Source organism: Pseudomonas anuradhapurensis, from assembly GCF_014269225.2.
Lineage (GTDB): Bacteria > Pseudomonadota > Gammaproteobacteria > Pseudomonadales > Pseudomonadaceae > Aquipseudomonas > Aquipseudomonas anuradhapurensis.
Map to the genome: position 1 here is coordinate 3085695 of NZ_CP077097.1, position 14932 is coordinate 3100626.

The 14932-nt window shown below is 65.3% G+C and carries 16 protein-coding genes; 7 read left to right on the top strand and 9 right to left on the bottom strand.

What is annotated here, in order from left to right; translation table 11 throughout:
• The first annotated feature begins 183 nt into the window (after positions 1-183).
• Both HU763_RS14300 and HU763_RS14305 read left to right on the top strand, forming a co-directional pair.
• Positions 184-1560 (top strand): APC family permease, encoded by a 1377-nt coding sequence (locus tag HU763_RS14300; protein WP_186689950.1) that lies wholly within the window; start codon positions 184-186, stop codon positions 1558-1560.
• A 215-nt stretch (positions 1561-1775) separates the two neighbouring features.
• Entirely contained in the window at positions 1776-3134 is a 1359-nt protein-coding gene (locus HU763_RS14305; protein ID WP_186689947.1) for an 8-oxoguanine deaminase, read from the top strand.
• 73 nt (positions 3135-3207) lie between these two features.
• Here the strand turns inward: HU763_RS14305 and HU763_RS14310 are convergent, their stop codons facing one another.
• Positions 3208-3699 carry a GNAT family N-acetyltransferase gene (locus tag HU763_RS14310; RefSeq protein WP_186689945.1) on the bottom strand — a complete coding sequence of 164 codons (492 nt, stop codon included), beginning with the start codon at positions 3697-3699 and terminating at the stop codon, positions 3208-3210.
• A gap of 154 nt (positions 3700-3853) precedes the next feature.
• Between HU763_RS14310 and HU763_RS14315 the strand changes: the two genes are divergently transcribed.
• Positions 3854-4438, top strand: coding sequence for a biliverdin-producing heme oxygenase (locus HU763_RS14315; RefSeq protein WP_186689943.1), 585 nt, complete (start codon positions 3854-3856; stop codon positions 4436-4438).
• Positions 4439-4635: 197 nt separating this feature from the next.
• A complete protein-coding gene (locus tag HU763_RS14320) occupies positions 4636-5004 on the top strand; it encodes a hypothetical protein (RefSeq protein WP_170034138.1) in 369 nt (122 codons plus the stop codon).
• A 41-nt stretch (positions 5005-5045) separates the two neighbouring features.
• Here the strand turns inward: HU763_RS14320 and HU763_RS14325 are convergent, their stop codons facing one another.
• Positions 5046-5192 (bottom strand): DUF2986 domain-containing protein, encoded by a 147-nt coding sequence (locus tag HU763_RS14325; protein ID WP_170029465.1) that lies wholly within the window; start codon positions 5190-5192, stop codon positions 5046-5048.
• Positions 5193-5346: 154 nt separating this feature from the next.
• Here HU763_RS14325 and HU763_RS14330 point away from each other — a divergent pair, with 154 nt between their 5' ends.
• A complete protein-coding gene (locus tag HU763_RS14330; RefSeq protein ID WP_170029464.1) occupies positions 5347-7125 on the top strand; it encodes a phosphoethanolamine transferase CptA in 1779 nt (592 codons plus the stop codon).
• Positions 7126-7335: 210 nt separating this feature from the next.
• Here HU763_RS14330 and HU763_RS14335 read toward each other — a convergent pair whose 3' ends face one another.
• The 4 genes from HU763_RS14335 to HU763_RS14350 are packed head-to-tail and all read right to left on the bottom strand — an operon-like array spanning position 7336 to position 10743.
• Positions 7336-7869 carry a PqiC family protein gene (locus HU763_RS14335; RefSeq protein WP_186689941.1) on the bottom strand — a complete coding sequence of 178 codons (534 nt, stop codon included), beginning with the start codon at positions 7867-7869 and terminating at the stop codon, positions 7336-7338.
• A gap of 11 nt (positions 7870-7880) precedes the next feature.
• Positions 7881-9521, bottom strand: a complete 1641-nt coding sequence (locus HU763_RS14340; protein WP_186689939.1) for a PqiB family protein — start codon at positions 9519-9521, stop codon at positions 7881-7883.
• Positions 9521-10150, bottom strand: a complete 630-nt coding sequence (locus HU763_RS14345) for a paraquat-inducible protein A (protein ID WP_186689937.1) — start codon at positions 10148-10150, stop codon at positions 9521-9523. Before HU763_RS14345 ends, HU763_RS14340 begins: the two co-directional genes overlap by 1 nt.
• Entirely contained in the window at positions 10147-10743 is a 597-nt protein-coding gene (locus HU763_RS14350; RefSeq protein WP_186689935.1) for a paraquat-inducible protein A, read from the bottom strand. Before HU763_RS14350 ends, HU763_RS14345 begins: the two co-directional genes overlap by 4 nt.
• A 148-nt stretch (positions 10744-10891) precedes the next feature.
• Between HU763_RS14350 and HU763_RS14355 the strand changes: the two genes are divergently transcribed.
• A complete protein-coding gene (locus tag HU763_RS14355) occupies positions 10892-11365 on the top strand; it encodes a YMGG-like glycine zipper-containing protein (RefSeq protein ID WP_186689933.1) in 474 nt (157 codons plus the stop codon).
• Between the two features lie 48 nt (positions 11366-11413).
• On the opposite strand, the gene HU763_RS14360 is transcribed toward HU763_RS14355, so the two are convergent.
• The gene (locus HU763_RS14360; RefSeq protein WP_186689931.1) at positions 11414-12319 is read right to left on the bottom strand and encodes a LysR family transcriptional regulator; all 906 of its coding nucleotides are present in this window, start codon (positions 12317-12319) and stop codon (positions 11414-11416) included.
• 193 nt (positions 12320-12512) lie between these two features.
• Here HU763_RS14360 and HU763_RS14365 point away from each other — a divergent pair, with 193 nt between their 5' ends.
• Entirely contained in the window at positions 12513-12899 is a 387-nt protein-coding gene (locus tag HU763_RS14365) for a VOC family protein (RefSeq protein ID WP_186689929.1), read from the top strand.
• A gap of 3 nt (positions 12900-12902) precedes the next feature.
• On the opposite strand, the gene HU763_RS14370 is transcribed toward HU763_RS14365, so the two are convergent.
• Together HU763_RS14370 and HU763_RS14375 are read right to left on the bottom strand one after the other, a co-directional pair.
• Positions 12903-14273, bottom strand: a complete 1371-nt coding sequence (locus HU763_RS14370; RefSeq protein ID WP_186689927.1) for a sensor histidine kinase — start codon at positions 14271-14273, stop codon at positions 12903-12905.
• On the bottom strand, positions 14270-14932 hold the full coding sequence (locus HU763_RS14375) for a response regulator (protein ID WP_170029455.1): 663 nt from the start codon (positions 14930-14932) through the stop codon (positions 14270-14272). Before HU763_RS14375 ends, HU763_RS14370 begins: the two co-directional genes overlap by 4 nt.

Genomic DNA, 14932 nt, shown 5'->3' on the forward strand with positions numbered 1-14932 from the left:
GGGTGAGCCCCTGCGCGCCTCGTCCGGCTCACCCCAAAGGGTGATTCCGGGTACCAGCGGGGTGTGGGAGCATCAATCCGCCCCACGCTGCGAGCCCCGCGCTCGACCTCCTTGCACAACGCCCACCGGCAGCGAGCCCCCTCGCCTGCTGCGGTGTCCTGCATCCCTTTCCAGGAGCTAGCAATGCATACAACAACAAGTACAGCCCATTCCCCCGCCGCGCATGCCACGTCCCCTGCCCCCACCGGGCGCTTCCGCACATCCATGGGCATGACCGCCCTGATCCTGTTCGGCCTGGCCTACATGGTGCCGCTGGCCGTGTTCACCACCTACGGGTTGGTGACCCAGATGACCAAGGGGCACCTGCCCACCGCCTACCTGCTGACCCTCGCCGCCATGCTGCTGACCGCCTACAGCTATGGGCGCATGGTCCAGGCCCACCCGTATTCCGGGTCGGTGTATACCTACACGCGCAAGGCGTTCGGCAGCCACATCGGCTTCATTACCGGCTGGACGCTGCTGCTCGACTACATCTTCCTGCCGTTGCTCAGCTACCTGCTGATCGGCATCTACATGGCGGAATACTTTCCGGCCATTCCCGCCTGGGTGTGGGTGCTGGGCTCGATTGCCCTGGTGACCTTCCTCAACCTGGTCGGCATCGAGTCCATCACCCGGGTCAACTGGCTTCTGGTGGTACTGCAACTGGTGTTCATCGTCGTGTTCGTCGCCCTGTCGATACGCAACCTCGGCAGCCAGGCCGAACCGTCATCGCTGCTGGCGCCCTTCCACCACGAGGGTTTCAGCGTGCCACTGATCATGACCGGCGCCGCCGTGCTGTGCCTGTCGTTCCTCGGCTTCGATGCGGTGTCGACCATGGCCGAGGAAACCAGCAACCCGACCTACCGCATTCCCATGGCCATTCTGGCGGTGTCGCTGATCGGTGGCCTGCTGTTCCTGGTGGTGTCGTACTGCGCGCAGATGGTGTTCCCCGACTGGGGCAGCTTCGCCGACCCCGATTCGGCCTCGGTGGACGTGATGCGGCGGGTGGGCGGTGAGCTGCTGGTGACTGCCTTTACCGCCACCTACGTGGCCGGTTGCTTCGCCTCGGCCATGGTGTCCCAGGCCAGCGTGTCGCGGGTGCTGTTCGCCATGGGCCGCGACGGTGCACTGCCCCGGGCATTCGGCCAGCTGGTGACGAAAAAGCGCGTACCGGCCGTGGCCATCGTGCTGGTCAGCCTGCTGTCGCTGGTCGCCCTGGTGATCACCCTCGACACCGTGGCCAACATGATCAGCTTTGGCGCGTTGTTCGCCTTCTCCGCGGTGAACCTGGCAGTGGTCAAGCACTACCTGGTCGACCACCGCCTGCGCGGGGCCCGCAACTACCTGCTGTATGGCGTGGTACCTGGCCTTGGCTTTCTCAGCACGTTGTGGCTGTGGAGCAGCCTGACCCGCCTGTCATTCACCATCGGCCTGTGCTGGATGGGCGTAGGCCTGATGGTACTGCTCGGGCTCACCCGGGCGTTCCGGGTGAAGCTGCCGGAGCTGCAGATGGCCGAGTGACGACACGCTTGCACGGTGCCTGTGGGGGCGGGTTCACCCGCCGACACCGGCACCACCGGTGTCAGGCGGGGCCGCCTGCTTCCGCTGAACCCGCTTGCAAACAGGCCGCGCAGGGCTCGGGCAGTGAGGTGTATACAATTTCGCAAGACTCTGCTTACATGTTGCGGCGCCTACGACAGCGACAATCGTCGCTGGGTATTGCGCAGGCACATGCTATGCCCAAGACACTATTGGTAAAAAACGCCGCCCTGCTGGTCACCATGGACGGCGAACGCCGCGAGATCAGCAACGGCGGCCTATACATCGAAGACAACCTGATCCGCCAGGTCGGCCCCAGCGACACCCTCCCCGCACACGCCGACATGGTGCTGGACATGGCCGGCAAAGTGGTCATCCCTGGCCTGGTCAACACCCACCACCACATGTACCAGAGCCTCACCCGCGTGGTGCCGGCGGCCCAGGACGGCGAACTGTTCAACTGGCTGACCAACCTGTACCCGATCTGGGCGCGCCTGACTCCCGAGATGATCGCGGTGTCGACCCAGACCGCCATGGCGGAACTGATCCTGTCCGGCTGCACCACCTCCAGCGACCACCTGTACATCTACCCCAACGGCTGCAAGCTCGACGACAGCATCCACGCCGCCGACGAGATCGGCATGCGCTTCCACGCGGCCCGCGGCAGCATGAGCGTGGGCCGCAGCCAGGGCGGCCTGCCGCCTGACGCCGTGGTGGAGAAGGAGGCCGACATCCTCAAGGAGTCCCAGCGCCTGATCGAGGACTACCACGATGCCAGCCACGGCGCGATGCGCCGCATCGTGGTGGCGCCGTGCTCGCCGTTCTCGGTCAGCCGCGACCTGATGCGCGAAGCGGCGGTGCTGGCGCGCCAGTACGGCGTGTCGTTGCACACGCACCTGGCCGAAAACCTCAACGACATTGCCTACAGCCGCGAGAAGTTCGGCATGACCCCGGCCGAATACGCCGAAGACCTCGGCTGGGTCGGCCACGATGTGTGGCATGCCCATTGTGTGCAACTGGACCAGCACGGCATCGAACTGTTCGCCCGCACCGGCACCGGTGTAGCCCACTGCCCATGCTCGAACATGCGCCTGGCCTCGGGCATCGCCCCGGTACGCAAGATGCGCGACCATGGCGTGCCGGTAGGCCTGGGGGTGGACGGTTCGGCGTCCAACGACGGCGCCAGCATGATCGGCGAAGTGCGCCAGGCCTTGCTGCTGCAACGGGTCGGTTTCGGCCCCGACGCGATGACCGCGCGCGAAGCGCTGGAAATCGCCACCCTCGGCGGTGCCAAGGTGCTGAACCGCAACGACATCGGCGCCCTCGCCCCCGGCATGGTCGCCGACTTCGTCGCCTTCGACCTGGGCCACGTGGCTTATGCCGGTGGCCATCACGACCCGCTGGCGGCGCTGGTGTTCTGCACCCCGACCCAGGTGCATACCAGCGTGATCAATGGTCGCGTGGTGGTGCAGGACGGCCAATTGCTCACCGTCGACCTGCCACGGGTCCTCGAGCGCCATAACCAGTTGGCCCAGCAACTGGTCAGCGGCGGATAACAAGGCTGGCCTGGTGTCGCGACGGGCTGCCAGGCAGCCCTGTCGTGGCCCTGGCCGCACCCGCTGCGGCGGCTCAGAGGGCCATGACCATCTCATGCCAGGCCATGCCACCGTGCTCCGACGGCGATGGCTGCACGTACTGGTAACCCATCTTCTGGTACAGCGGCACATGCTGCTGCTTGCACATCAGGTGGATGGTCTGCTTGCCCGCGGCCTTCATGCGCCTGACGAACTCCTCCATCAGGCGCCTGGCGTAGCCTTGGCCCTGGTGCGCCGGGTCGACCACCACCGACATGATCACCACATTCGGCGCTTGCGGGTCGTGCCCGACCAGCTCCTTGAAGGTTTCATCGGCCATCTCCACCTGGTAGGCGCAGCCGCTATTGATGAAACCGACGATCTCTCCCGCCTGCTCCAGCACCAGGAATCCTTGCGGGTATTGCGCGATACGGGTACGGATCTTCTCCAGTGTGGCCGCTTCATCCCCTTCATAGGCGCCGATTTCGATGGCGTAGCAACGCTCGGCGTCTGCGGCGGTTGGGGTGCGGAACTGCGGAGTGCTCATGGCGGGTTTCCTTGACGGTGATTGGCAAAGCGGCCGTCATGGTAAATGACTGGCCAGCTGGACAGGCAGCTTTCTCAAACCCATTGCGTGGCGCTTGCTGAGAGCCAAGGGGACAAGCATCATGGCGCATTGCCCACTCGCTATGGATACGCCGATGGCCTCAGTGCCGCTATCGCTCGCCGAACCCGGCCGTTGCAAACGCTTGAAGGCTGCCAGCAGCCAGGCCCACGACGATGTCGACCAACGGGTGATGGCCGCCAGGCCGTTCGAGAGCCGCGCACGCTACGCTCGCTTCCTGCAGGTACAGCATCGCTTTCATGGCAGCCTGCTGGCGTTATACCGCGATGAACAACTCAATCTGCTGTTGCCTGGGCTGGCGCAGCTGTCGCGCGCTGCCGCGGTCGAGCACGACCTGGGCGCGTTGGGCCTGGCAGTGCCTGCACCCCCCGCGCAGGTGTGTGCCAGCCCGGCCCAGGCCCTGGGCTGGCTGTACTGCAGCGAGGGGTCGAACCTTGGCGCTGCGTTTCTGCTCAGGCAGGCCCAGCGCCTGGGGCTGGACGCCGGCCTGGGCGCCTGCCACCTGGCGCCGCCTCCACAGGGCCGGGCGCTGCCCTGGCGCCAGTTCGTCGCCAGGCTGGACGGCTTATCGCTGGATGCGCAGCAAGAAGCCGAAGTGGTCGCTGGCGTGATTGCCGCGTTCGGCAGCTATCAGGCGCATCTGCGAGCGGAGTTTGCCTGATGCGACAGCCGTAAGCGGGTTGTTTCAAAAGTTGTACAAGTTGTTGCCACAGCGAACTTTTTCCCGTTTGCCGGTCTATGTGGGAGGCACAGAAAGGTAGCGGGACGCGAGACAGAATCGCCAACCACCTGCTGGCCAGATGGCTCAATTGTTCTCAGAGGTTGGCTTCGCTCATGAAAATACATGTCGCAAGGTTGATGCTGCTCGGCCTGTTCTCGTTGGCGGCGATGGGCACGGCATCGGCAACCCCCATGAAACCGTCCGTAGCGGCTGCCCCGGCGGTGCAATCACCCCTGCAGCCTGCCGGCAACCCCTGGGCGAAGTTGGCCAGCGTGGCCGATGAGCAGCCCGCCACGCTGCTCGCCCACGGTGACGACCGCTGGCATGACCACAGAAGCGACTGGCGCCGCGAACAGTGGCGCCGCGAGCAGGCCCGACGTGACTGGGAGCGCCGGCGCGACTGGGAATATCGCCGCGACTGGGAACGCCGGCGTGACTGGGAGCGCCGCCATGAGCGGGCCATGCACCAGCGCTACCATGACGATTATCGTTACTACCGCCGTTGATACGTGGCAACTGGCGCGGCCTTGACGGCTGCGCTGGTTGGTCAGCTGGCGGTATCCGCCGCCGCCTCGGCTTCCATCTTCAGGCGGTCCGCCTTGCAAATGTACTTTGGCTTGCGCGGCGCCAGTTTCGCGCTGGCCTTCTTGGCATGCGCCTGCAATAGCTGCTTGATCTTCTTGCGACGGTTCATTCTCGTTCGACCTGTCAGTGCGGTTTGGCTGGATGCATCATACCTTGCCTGGGCCAACACCTCGTTGACGTTATTTTCACACCCGGCAGATTAGCGTCACGCCCTTTCCGGCGCCGCACAGATCCGCTGGCCGCCAAGGTACGACGAGGCAAACGTGTCACACACTCCATCCCCTTCTTCGCCCAAGCGCGTGGACTGGGCCGGCCTGGGCTGGCTCCTGCTGTTCTTCTGGTACTTCTCGGGCGTGACCCAGGCGCTGCTGCTGTTCAGCGGCACCACCGGTTTCGCCGGTTTCCGCGACGCCCTGTTCCTCAGCAGCCTGTGGCTGGCCCCGGTGTTGCTGCTGCCGCGCTTCACCCGCGCCACGGCCGCGGTCATCGGCCTGGTTCTGTGGGCCGCGTCGCTGGTAGGTTTGAGCTACTTCGGCATCTATCGCCAGGAGTTCTCGCAAAGCGTGATCTTCGTGATGTTCGAGTCCAACACCGCCGAGGCCGGTGAGTACTTCAGCCAGTACTTCAGCGCCTGGCTTGGCCTGGCACTGCTGCTGTACACGCTGGTCGCCGTATTGCTGTGGAAGCGCGTGCGCCCGGTACGCCTGCCGCTGCGCAGCCGCCTGCCAGTGGTCGCCCTGTTGCTGCTGGCCAACCTGGTGTATCCGTTCTACAAACAGATGGTCACCCAGCAACGCAGCTTTGCCGACGCGGCAGAAAAGGTCCAGCAGCGCATGGAGCCGGCCGTGCCCTGGCAGCTGCTGGTCGGCTACCGCCAGTACCGCCAGCAACTGGACAACATGCAGCAGTTACTGGCCCAGAACGCCGCGCTGCCGCCCCTGCAAAACCTGCAGGACAGCAGTGGTGCAGCGCCACGCACACTGGTGCTGGTGCTGGGTGAATCGACCACCCGCGAGCACATGCACCTGTACGGCTACAACCGTGACACCACGCCCAACCTCGATGCGCTGGCTGCCAGTGACGAGGGCCTGACGGTGTTCCGCAACGTGGTGTCGCCACGCCCGTACACCATCGAAGTGATGCAGCAGATCCTCACCTTCGGCGATGAGCAGAACCCGGACCGCTTCCTCACCGATCCGTCGCTGATCAACCTGTTGAAGCAGGCCGGCTACAAGACCTTCTGGATCACCAACCAGCAGACCATGACCAAGCGCAATACCATGCTGACCACCTTCTCGCAGCAGACGGACGCGCCGGTCTACCTGAACAACCAGCGTAACCAGAATGCCAGCCAGTACGATGACGTGGTGCTGGCACCGTTCGAGAAGGCCCTGCAAGACCCGGCGCCGAACAAGTTCATCATCGTGCACCTGCTGGGTACGCACATGGACTATCGCTACCGCTACCCGGATGACTACGCGCACTTCACCGACCGCCAGGGCGCGCCCGGCGTGCTGACGCCCGAGCAGGTGGAAACCTACAATTTCTACGACAATGCGGTGCGCTACAACGACTACGTGGTCTCGAGCCTGATCAAGCGTTATTCGGCCACCACCCCCAATGGCTTCCTGCTGTACCTGTCCGACCATGGCGAGGACGTGTACAGCTCCGGCAACCACGACCGCCTGGGGCGTAATGAAGGCGCGCCGACCCGGCCGATGTATACCATCCCGTTCCTGCTGTGGACCTCGCCAAGCTGGCGTGCCGAGCACCCGCGCGACTTGCAGGCGATGGCCGACCGCCCTTACAGCAGCTCGCACCTGATTCACACCCTGTCCGACCTCGCCGGGTTGAGCTACGACCGCTACGAGCCGGCGAAGAGCCTGGTGAGCCCGCAGTTCGTGGTGGCACCGCGCTGGATTGGCGACCCGTACCGCAAGGATGGCCTGCGCGAGTTCGACCGCCTGCCGCAGGACAAGGCCGAGCGGGTGCAGCAGACGGTCAGCAACAGCCAGGCGCAGAACGGTGCAGGCCCGGACTGACGGTGGGTAATTGCGCCCTTTCGCGACACAAGGCCACGCCTGTACCGGCTAACGCAGCCCCTGTAGGAGCGGATTTATCCGCGAAGCAGGCGGCACGTTAGATGGCACCGGCTGTGCCGGTGTTCGCGGGCATGCCCGCTCCCACACAATCGGGCAAGCCGCTAGATCTTGAGCAAAACAGAAGCCTGCACAAGCTCAACCTCGCTTCAGTCAGGCCGGCTGGCTACAACGCCCCTGGCGGGCGCTGCTTCGCACGGCCTCGGCCAGCTTGCGCAGGTTGGCCTGGTGGGCATTGACCAGGCTGGCGATGCTGTTGTCCGCTGGCGTTTGCAGCGAGGTGCGGCAGGTCAGTTCGGCCCGCCCCGGCTGGCTCAGACGCCACAAGGCTTCCAGCGAGGCGTAGCGCCCCGGCACCATGTCGAAGCGCTGCACGTCCACGCGCAGCAGCGTCTTGCTGCTACCCACCGGCCCACCCAGCTGGTCTTGCAGGGCACTGCGGAATTCGTCCACCAGGTTGGCCCCCCACCACTCCGTCTCGAGAATGGCCAGGCCGCTCTGCCCTTGCCGTACCACCAATTGCGGGCGGTCCACCTGCGGCGGCACTGCCACCCTGGCCACCTGGATGCGTTGGCCGCCGTCACGCGGCGGCTCGCTGGGCACCAAGGTGTGATAGTTGTTTGGCGTGCTGCAGCCCCACAGCAGTGCCAGCAGCCCGGCCCCACATACATTGCGCAGTCGTTGCATCGGCGTTCTCCTCAGGGTTCCAGGCCTGCGGCCCCGGCCGCCTTCGGCCGACCGCGAATCAGCGATTCGGGGTGGCGGCCCAGGTAATCGGCAAGGTCACGCAGCGAACGCGACATGCGTTCCAGTTCGTCCAGGGTCTCCCCCATCCGCTCGCGCTGCGGCGAGTCTTCGGCAATCGCCGAGTTGGCCGTGCGCAGGGTCTTGTGCATCTCGTCCAGCGCCACTTGCACCTCCGGCAATGTCTGGCCATTGAACTGCTTGAGGCTGGCACGCAGCTCACGCAGGCTGCCATCGAGGTTGCTGGCGATGCTCTCCAAGGGCAGTTTGCTGATGCGCTCGACCACCCGTTGCAGCTGTTCCTGCAACTGTTCCAGGCTGCCGGGCAGCGTGGGAATGGTGATCGGGTCGGCCGTCCTGTCGAACGCGACCTTGGGCGCGTCCGGGTAGAAGTCCAGGGAAATGAACATCTGCCCGGTGATCAGGTTGCCACTGCGGGCCTGGGCCCGCAGCCCATGCTCGACGAAGGTGCCAATCAGGCGCCGGGCGCCGTCCATGTCACCCTCGCTATGCTTGAACGCAGCGAGCATCTTGCGGTGCACCGGCCCCAGCCGCTGCGGGTAGATCACCGCATCGACCACTACCGGAAACGCCTGCCGGGTAGCATCGTAATCGAGCTTGATGGAGGTCACCCGGCCAAATTCCACGCCCTTGAACTCCACCGGCGCGCCCACCGACAGGCCGCGCATGGCCTGGTCGAAGCGCAACTGCAGGTACTGCGCCTGGCCACTGGGCGGTGCCAGAGCGGTATCCCGGTCGGCAAACAGCTGGAAGCGCGCCTGGTCGGCAGCGGGATCGGCTTGCGGGGCGAAGTCGGGCGAGCCAAAGGCCAGCCCGCCCACCAGGATGGACGACAGTGACTCGGTATCGACCTTGAGGCCGTTGGCACCGATCTGCATGTCGACCCCACTGGCATTCCAGAAACGCGTATCGGCGGTGACGAAGCTGTCGTAGGGAGCCTGTACGAACACGCCGATCTCCACGCCCTTGCCATCGCCCTGCAGGGCAAACGACACCACCTCGCCCACCGGGATCTTGCGGTAGTAGATCGACGAGCCGACATCCAGCGAGCCGAGGTCGCTGGCGGTGAGTACAAAGCGCTTGCCTTTTTCGTCATAGGTAATCGGCGGTGGCAGTTCCAGGCCGACAAACGACTTCTCCGGCACCTTGGACTCGCCGGCATCCGCGCCGATGAAACTGCCCGAAAACAGTGTATCCACCCCGGAAACGCCGCCGACCCCGATGCGTGGCCGCACCACCCAGAAGCGCGCCCCCTGGGTGGCGAAGGCGCGGGCATCGTTGGACAACTGCACCTTGGCGACCACGCTCTTCTTGTCGTCGGCCAACTCCACCGTGGTGACTTCACCAATCACCACGCTGCGGTACTTGACCTGGGTCTTGTGGGCCACCAGCCCCTCCCCGGTGTGGAAGGCAATGGCAATGACCGGGCCCTGCTGCATCCAGTTACGCACTACCAGCGAGGCGCCGATCAGGATCGCCACGATCGGCACGATCCATACCAGCGACACGTTCCAGCGCCGGGTGCGTACCTCGACCTGCCCGGCGCCATCGTGGTTGTCAGTCTGCTGCCCCATCAATGCGGCCTCCCCTCGTTGGCATGGCGATCCCAGATCAGGCGTGGATCGAAGCTCATCGCAGACAACATGGTAAGCACCACCACCATGCCGAAGAACAGGATGCCCACCCGCGGCTCGATGGTGCCCAAGCCACGCAGCTGCACCAACGCCGCCACCAGTGCTACCACCATCACATCGAGCATCGACCAGTAACCGATCAACTCGACGAAGCGGTACAGCTGCGAGCGTTGCCGGCAGGCCCAGGTAGAACCGCGCTGGGCGGTGTACAGCAACAGGCCGAGCGAGAAGAACTTGATGGCCGGCACACCGACGCTGGCGATGAAGATGATCAGGGCGATGTCCCAGGCCCCGGCCTCCCAGAACTCCAGTACCCCACCGCCAATGGTGCTTTCGCTGCCGCTGCCGAGCATCTCGGTGTGCATCACGGGCAGCAGGTTGGCGGGGATATAGAAAATCAGCGCGGCCAGCAGAAAGGCCCAGCCGCGGCTGATGGCGTTGGTCTTGCGCCGGTGAATGGGCGCACCGCAGCGGCTGCAGGTGTGGGCGCCACTGCCCAGCGGGCAGGCCTGGCCACAGCCATGGCACAGGCACAAGCCCAGGTCATCGGCGCTGGCCGGGGTGTTCATGGCTGTTCCCACAGGTCGCGGATGTCCTTGCCGGCGACATGAATGATCAGCATGCTCAGCGCAGCCAGGGCCAACAGGCCGATGCCGGGGATCACTTCGAGCAAGCCGGCCAGCTTGATCACCGCCACCAGCGCCCCCAGCAGGCAGACCTCCAGCATGCTCCAGGGCCGCAGGCCTTCCAGGCTGCGCATGCACACGGCAAAACCCGGCGCACGCTGGCCAGCCAGGGCAAAACCCAGCAACCAGCACAACAGCCCGATCTGCAGCACCGGCGCGACGATGATGGACAAGGCCATGACCAGGGCGATAAAGGTGATGCTGCCGTGGCTGAGGATCTGCACCGAGTCCCACAATGTCGCCGAATGGGTCAGCCCCTGCATGCCGATGGTCATCACCGGGTAGAAATTGGCGAACACCAGCAGGATGCCGCCCGTCACGCTCAGTGCCAGCCGTTGCTGCACGGTCAGCGAGGTGTACCGGTACAGCACGCCGCCACAGCGCTGGCACAGGGCACGCTGATGCTTTAGCAGCGGCGCCCGGTAGTACACCGAGTCGCAGTATTCGCAGATGATCAGGTGCTGGGTCTGGCTCATGGTGCTTCCACAATTGGCCCGGTTCAGGCCGAGATGCGCCGGCGAACAACGCTTGATATCCGGTTTAGCCCATCTGGGCAAAACTGCCATCCGCTCGGCCAGGGCGAACTATTCTGAGAGTCGGGATCCCGCCCGCTGGAGGTGTAGCATGCGTAGGTCGACGTGGAGTTACCTGGTGGTGCTGCTGTGCGCGGCCCCGGCCGCCCTGGCGCAGTCGGTGGTGCCGCTCAAGGGCCAGAGCAGCCAGCAGATGCAACTGGATATCAACGACTGCAATACCGTGGCGACCAATGCCGCGAACAGCGCCGCGACGTCCAACGACCCGCATGTCGGTGGCCGCGTGCGTGGTGCCGCCGCCGGCGCGGTTGCCGGTGCGGCGGGCGCACAGGTGCGCGGTAACCAGCATGACGCGCTGTATGACCGGGCCAGTGACGATGCCAAGCAGGCGTACCGGCAGAACCGTGCCGGCGAGGTGGCTGCCGCCGGTGCCGCCGTCGGCGGCATGCGCCAGCGCCAGGAGCGCCGCCAGGACCGCCGTGGCCAGGACGAAGCGCAGGCGCAGGCCCATGCCAGTGCCTACGCCGGTTGCCTGCAGGGGCGCGGCTATCAGGTCAACCCCTGAGCAGCCGGCATGCCCTGCCCCGGCAATAGCCGGCATGGCGCGCCCGGGTCAGAATGTCGCCAGCTGTTCCCGGCAGAATTCGACGAACAACTGAGCCGGCTTGGTCAGGTGCACCCGTTTCAACCATGCCGCCGCCAGCCCGGACAACGCGACCGGCTCGGCAATATCCACCATCACCAGGCGCTGGCCGTCGTAGGTGTACGGCGAATGCGGGCGCGTCACCAGCAAGGAAAAACCGAAGCCCTGCCCAACCATGCCGCGCACCATCTCGATCGATGGCGAGCTGAAGACGATGTTCGGCGTCAGGCCCATTTCGTTGAACAGGCTGACGAAGTAGGTGCGGCTCGGGGCCACGTCCAGCAGGATCATCGGCTCGGGGCACAGGTCGCGCAGCGACACCTGGGCCTGGCCGGCAAAGCGGTGCTGCTCGGGCAGCAGCACATAGGGCTTCTGCGCTGGCATCAGCGGTTCGGCTTCGATGGTGCCGTCCAGGTCGTGATCGTAGAGAAATGCCAGGTCGAAGGTGCCGGCAGTCAGGCCCTGGATCAGGTCCTGCTGTTCGCCATCGCGCAAGCGGATGTCCACCCCCGGGTAGCGTTGGCGAAAGCCGGCAATCAGCCGCGGCAGGTACAGCGGGGCCACGGTTTCGAAACAGCCGATGTCAATCTGCCCGGCCACGGTGTCGTTATCGGCCAGGGCGTTTTGCTCGAACTCGTGGGCCATCTGCAGCAGCGACTTGGTCTTGGCGTAAAAGCGTTTGCCACTGGGCGTCAGCGACACGCCCTGGGCGTGGTGGCGGATGAACAGCTGCACGCCGAAGCTCTCCTCCAGGCTCTTGATCGCCGTGGAGATGGACGGCTGGGCGATGTACAGCTGGCGCGAAGCCTCGGCGACACTGCCGGCCTCCACAGTGGTGACGAAGTACTTGAGTTGTCGCAGGGTATAGGCAGCCACGGGCACCTCGCTGGCGCCGCTCCGGGCGCTGGAATCATGCTTGCCACTTTACCCTCGGCAGCCGCCACGTGGGGGCCGGGAGGTGAAGGATTTACCTATGGCTTGAACAGGTTTTTGGTAAGGGCGCCACTGGTCAATTACCCTCAACCGTCTTTACTGGTATTCATCGGCCCCAAGCATACGGTGTGTGTCTATGAAGATCGTGGTCACCAGCATTCTTGTCGACGACCAGGCCAAGGCCTTGGCCTTCTATCACTACGTACTCGGCTTCGAACCCAAGCACGACATCCCCATGGGCCGGCACCGCTGGCTGACCCTTACCTCCCCCAACGACCCCAACGGCGTCGAACTGCTGCTGGAACCCGACGCGCACCCGGCTGCCAAGGCCTACAAGGCGGCGCTCAAGCAGGACGGTATCCCTGCCACCTCGTTCGGCGTGCGCGACATCCAGGCCGAGTACACCCGGCTGTGTGCAGCGGGTGTGCAGTTCACCCAGCCACCTACCGCCGTGGGGCCGGTGACCGTGGCGGTGTTCGATGACACCTGCGGCAACCTGATCCAGATTGCCCAGAAGCACTAGCGGCTAGCCAGGCGCTACCGGCAGCCGCAGGGTCGCACGCAGCCCGTGCGGCAGCTGGTTGCGCAACTGCACGCTGCCGCCCAGACGCGTCATGATGGTACTGACGATCGACAGCCCCAGGCCGGCGCCATTGGCCGAGCCCTTGCTGTAGAAACGCTCGAACACGCGCTGTTGGTCGGCCACGGCGATGCCTGGCCCTTCGTCGTCGACGCTGACCAATAGCGCCTGCCCTTCACGTTGCAGGGTCACGGTGATGCGCCCGCCCGGCGGGGAATGATCGACGGCATTGGTCACCAGGTTCTGCAAGGCGATGCCCAGCGCACCGGCGTCGGTATGCAGCTGGTAGTCGCCAGCCGCGATATCCAGCGACGGCTCGAGCCCACGTTCCAGTATCCACGGGGTCAGGTCGGCCAGGGTCTCGGCAACCAGCGCCTGCAGGTCGACCTGCGGCCAGTCACGCCGACCGGGTCGCGGCTCCAGGCGGGCCAGGGTCAACAGCTGGTTGACCACCCGGGCAAGGCGGTCGACACCGCCCATGAGGAAGCCCAGCGCCTTGTCCCGCTCGGCACTGCTGGCTGCATTGAGGGCGTTCTGCGCATGCAGGCGCAGGACCGCCAACGGCGTGCGCATCTCGTGGGCGGCATCGGCAATAAAGCGATGCTCGCGGCTCAGCAGGTCGCCGATCTGCCCGAGCAGGCGGTTGATTGCGGCCTGCATCGGTTCCAGTTCCTTGGGCAGTGGCACCAGTTGCAGCGGTTCGAGTGAGTCGGCGTGGCGGGCGCGGATGACCCTGGCCATGTTCTGCAGCGGCCGCAGCCCCCAGCCGATAGCCGCCCACACCAGCAAGGCCAGGGCCAGGCTGCCGAACAGGAATGGCAGCAGCGTATGCCGCACGATGCGCTCGACCAGGTCGATACGCACGTCGCTGCGTTCGCCCACCCAGATCACCCAGCGCTTTTCCGGGACCGGCAGGACGAAGCTGCGCCAGCGTTGCGTACCCGCTACCACATCGGCGAACCCTGGTGCCCGGGGCGGTTGCTGCAGCTGCGGGGCACTGGGCGTATGTACCAGCAAGGTGCCGTCGTCGGCCCATACCTGGAAGGCCAGCTTGCTCTCGTAGGGATGCCCGACCCGGTGCCGCCCGGCCTTGCTCAACGCCTCGTCGAAGGCGCGGTACAACTCGCCACGGCTCTGCTCCTGCACCGGCAGGCTCATGATGCCCTGCAGCAGCCGGGCATTCTGCGCCAGATGGGCGTCGTACACCTCGGCGATTTCGTGGCGGCTGTCGTGGTAGTTGTACAACGCCAGCAGGCCGCTGCCGAGCAGCAATAGCAGCATCACCCGCCACAGGGTGCGTTGGCGCAACGAGGTCATGCCTTGCCTTCCACCAGGTAACCGATGCCGCGCACGGTACGGATCAGCCCGTTGAAGAGCTTCTTGCGCAAATGGTAGATGTTCACTTCCAGGGTGTTGCTCTCGGGCTCTTCATCCCAGCCATACAGCAACTGGGTAAGGCGCTCGCGGGTGAATACCTTGCCCGGCTGCGCCAGCAGCTCGTGCAACAGCAGGTATTCCTTGGGCGTGAGGACCACCTGCTGGCCCTGGTAGTGCACCTGTTGGGTGGCCGGGTCCAGGCACACCCCGGCGTGCTCGATGAGTAACCGCGCGCGGCCGCTGCTGCGGCGCAGCAAGGCCCGCAAGCGGGCCTTGAGTTCGTTGAGGTCGAAGGGCTTTACCAGGTAGTCATCGGCGCCGGCGTCCAACCCGGCGATACGGTCGTCGGTGGCATCACGCGCAGTCAACACCAGCACCGGCAGGCTGTTGCCGGCGGCGCGCAGGCGCCGCAACAGCTCGATGCCATCCAGGCGTGGCAAACCCAGGTCGAGGATGGCCAGGTCGAACGCCTCGTGACACAGCGCGTGCAAGGCGCTGGCGCCATCCTGCAGCCAGTCGAGGGTATAGCCCTCGCGGCGCAGGCCGTCACAGATCCCCTCCCCCAATGCAACGTCATCTTCCACCAGCAGCAGGCGCAT